This window comes from Candidatus Effluviviaceae Genus V sp. (assembly GCA_014728125.1).
GTDB lineage: Bacteria > Joyebacterota > Joyebacteria > Joyebacterales > Joyebacteraceae > WJMD01.
In genome coordinates this window covers 1-3466 of the sequence record WJMD01000132.1, presented here as the reverse complement: position 1 = coordinate 3466, position 3466 = coordinate 1, and the positions used below count along the sequence as shown (strand labels likewise).

General features: G+C 66.2%; 5 protein-coding genes. All 5 read left to right on the top strand.

What is annotated here, in order from left to right; all coding sequences use genetic code 11:
- A partial coding sequence (locus tag GF405_08145; protein MBD3368125.1) for a biotin--[acetyl-CoA-carboxylase] ligase occupies positions 1-102 on the top strand: 102 nt, incomplete at its 5' end.
- A 16-nt stretch (positions 103-118) separates the two neighbouring features.
- On the top strand, positions 119-889 hold the full coding sequence (locus tag GF405_08140; GenBank protein ID MBD3368124.1) for a type III pantothenate kinase: 771 nt from the start codon (positions 119-121) through the stop codon (positions 887-889).
- A gap of 171 nt (positions 890-1060) precedes the next feature.
- Positions 1061-1390: a co-chaperone GroES gene (locus GF405_08135; GenBank protein MBD3368123.1), complete on the top strand. Its 330-nt coding sequence runs from the start codon at positions 1061-1063 to the stop codon at positions 1388-1390.
- Between the two features lie 33 nt (positions 1391-1423).
- Positions 1424-3043, top strand: coding sequence for a chaperonin GroEL (gene groL / locus GF405_08130; protein MBD3368122.1), 1620 nt, complete (start codon positions 1424-1426; stop codon positions 3041-3043).
- A 274-nt stretch (positions 3044-3317) separates the two neighbouring features.
- On the top strand, positions 3318-3466 hold a 149-nt coding region (locus tag GF405_08125; GenBank protein MBD3368121.1), incomplete at its 3' end, for a response regulator.

The following is a 3466-nucleotide window of genomic DNA, read 5'->3' as shown; positions in this document are numbered from 1 at the left end:
GTCGAGGGCGTGTTCTCGGATCTCGACGCGGGCGGCGCGCTCGTGCTGTCGGGTCCGGCCGGGCTCCGCCGCGTGCATGCGGCCGACGTGTTCTTCGCCTGAGGGGAGGGCGACGCCAATGCTGCTCGCCATCGACGTCGGCAACACGAACTCGGTCATCGGCATCCTGGACGGCACGTGTCTCAAGCACCGGTGGCGCATCGCGACCGACCCGAGGAAGACGGGCGACGAGTACGCGCTGCTGTTGCTTCAGCTCTGCGGACAGGCGGGCGTCGAGCCGTCGTCGCTCGGCGCCGTCGCGCTCACCTCGGTCGTCCCGGACGCCACCACGGCCCTGGTCGCGGGGTGCGAGGAGCACCTGGGTCTCGTGCCGCTCGTCGTGACGAGCGACCTCGATCTCGGCATCGAGGTCGACTACGACCATCCGTCCGAGGTGGGCGCCGACCGCCTCGTGAACGCCGTCGCCGCGCGGGAACTCGTCGACGGCCCGGCGATCATCGTCGACTTCGGGACCGCGACGACCTTCGACGTGCTGACGGCCGACGGCCGCTACGTCGGCGGGGCCATCGCCCCGGGCGTCCGCACGTCGGCGGAGAACCTGTTCCGCCGGGCGGCCCTCCTCTTCCGCGTGGGCCTCAACCCGCCGGAGCGCGCCATCGGCCGGACGACCGAGGAGTCGCTCCGGTCCGGCATCGTCTTCGGCGTCGCCGGGCAGGTGGAGGGCATCGTCGCGCGGCTCGCTGAGGAGCTGGGGGAGAAGCCGACGGTGGTGGCGACCGGTGGCCTGGCGGCGAAGCTGGCCTTGTTCGCCCCTTCGATCGACATGGTCGAGCCGGACCTCACGCTCCTCGGGCTCGCCCTGATCGACCGGCGCCTGAGGAGAACGTAGGACGAGGACCGCCCCTGCCGAAAACCCACCGGAAGAACCGAAAAAGCCCTTGCGCCCCGCCGGCGCTTCGTATAGATTAGCACTCCGCGAATTCGAGTGCTAAGTGGCGGGTCCGCCGGGTCCGTCGTGGCCGGGCGGCAGGACGACCGTCGAAACAAGGAGGTAGGTTCCATGGCAGCAAAGAAGAAGACGACGAAGAAGAAGTCGAAGAAGCTCAACATCAAGCCGCTCCAGAATAGGGTCCTCGTGAAGCGCCTTGAAGAGGAACTTCAGAAGACCGCCGGCGGGATCATCGTCCCGGACACGGCCAAGGAGAAGCCTCAGCGCGGCAAGGTCATGGCGGTCGGTCCCGGCCGGATGACCGACGACGGCAAGCGCATCGACGTCGAGGTCGAGGTCGGCGACGAGGTTCTCTTCGGCAAGTGGTCGGGGAGCGAGATCACGATCGACGGCGAGGAGTACCTGTTCATGAAGGACGACGACATCCTCGCGATCCTGTAGCGGCAACCGAACCGATGTGAGGTGGTAAAGACCATGGCAAAGCAGGTCGAGTTCGATTCAACTGCACGAGAGCACCTGAGGCAGGGCGTCGACAAGCTGGCGAACGCCGTGCGCGTCACGCTGGGCCCCAGGGGACGCAACGTCGTGCTCGATAAGAAGTACGGCTCGCCCATCATCACGAACGACGGTGTGACCATCGCGAAGGAGATCGACCTCGAGCATCCGTATGAGAACATGGGCGCGCAGATGCTCAAGGAGGTCGCGACGAAGACGGCCGACATCGCCGGCGACGGCACGACGACTGCCATCGTTCTGGCGCAGTCCATGGTGGCGCAGGGCCTCCGGAACGTCACTGCCGGCGCCAACCCGATGCACCTGAAGCGCGGGATCGAGGCTGCCGTCGAGGCCGCCATCAAGCAGCTCAAGACCATGAGCCACGACATCAAGGACCGGGGCGAGATCGCCTCGGTGGCGACCGTGTCGTCCAACAACGACCCGGAGATCGGCGAGATCCTCGCCGACGCGATGGAGAAGGTCGGGAAGGACGGCGTCATCACGGTCGAGGAGGCCAAGTCGATCGAGACGTGGCTCGACGTGGTCGAGGGCATGCAGTTCGATCGCGGCTACCTGTCGCCGTACTTCGTGACCGACCCTGAGCGCATGGAGACCGTGCTCGAGGACCCGTACATCCTCATCCACGACAAGAAGATCTCGGCGATGAAGGACCTCGTCCCGGCGCTCGAGAAGATCGCGCAGACGGGACGTCCGTTCCTCATCGTCGCCGAGGACGTCGAGGGCGAGGCGCTGGCGACGCTGGTCGTCAACAAGCTCCGCGGTACGATCCAGGGCGCCGCCGTCAAGGCGCCGGGGTTCGGTGACCGCAGGAAGGCGATGCTCGAGGACATGGCGGTCCTGACGGGCGGCGTGGTCCTCTCCGAGGAGAAGGGCCTCAAGCTCGACGGCGCGACGCTTCAGGACCTCGGCCGCGCCAAGCGCATCGTCATCGACAAGGACACGACGACGATCGTGTCGGGCGCCGGAAAGTCGACCGACATCAAGGGCCGCATCGAGCAGATCCGTGCCGAGATCGAGCGCTCCACGTCTGACTACGACAAGGAGAAGCTCCAGGAGCGTCTGGCGAGGCTCGCGGGCGGCGTCGCCGTGCTGAACGTGGGCGCCGCGACCGAGACCGCCATGAAGGAGAAGAAGGCGAGAGTCGAGGACGCGCTCCACGCGACCCGCGCGGCCGTCGAGGAGGGCATCGTCGTCGGTGGCGGTGTCGCGCTCCTTCGGACAGCCGAGGCGCTCAAGAAGCTCAAGGACAAGGACATCGATACTCAGACCGGCATCGAGATCGTCGTGCAGGCGCTCGAGGCGCCGATCCGGCAGATCGCGAAGAACGCCGGGGCCGAGGGCTCGATCGTCGTCGAGGAGATCCGCGCCAACAAGAACGCCCGGCACGGATACAACGCTGCGAACGGCGAGTACCAGGACCTGGTGGCCGCCGGCATCATCGACCCGACCAAGGTCGTGCGGACGGCGCTCACGAACGCTGCGAGCGTCGCGAGCCTGCTGTTGACGACCGAGGCGATCCTCACGGACAAGCCCGAGGACGACAAGAAGGGCCCCGGAATGCCGGAGGATATGTACTAGGCACTCTCCACCGAGTCTCAGCGGCGAGCTGATTCTCTGGTGAGCTGTTGCAATGAAGAGCCGGGTCGCGTTGCGGCCCGGCTCTCTTCGTAGGGTACGGTGGTGGACGAGGTCGTGCGGCCCCCGGTCTTCGAGTCTGCGATGTCCTTGCCTGGACAGCGTCTCTGGACTATGCTCGGTTCGATCGAAATCCTCACATGCGCCTAACCTTGTCCTAACGCCGATGTGATGACATTGTCTTCAAATCGGCTCGAACAGGGGAGGCTATGCAGTGGTGAGCACGCGGGACATACTGGTCGTCGAGGACGACGAGGACATTCTGGAGCTGGTCCGGATCAACCTCGAGAAGGAAGGCTACACCGTCAAGGCCGCCACGACCGGCGAGGAGGCGCTCGAATCGGTCGGGAAGAGCATTCCCGGTCT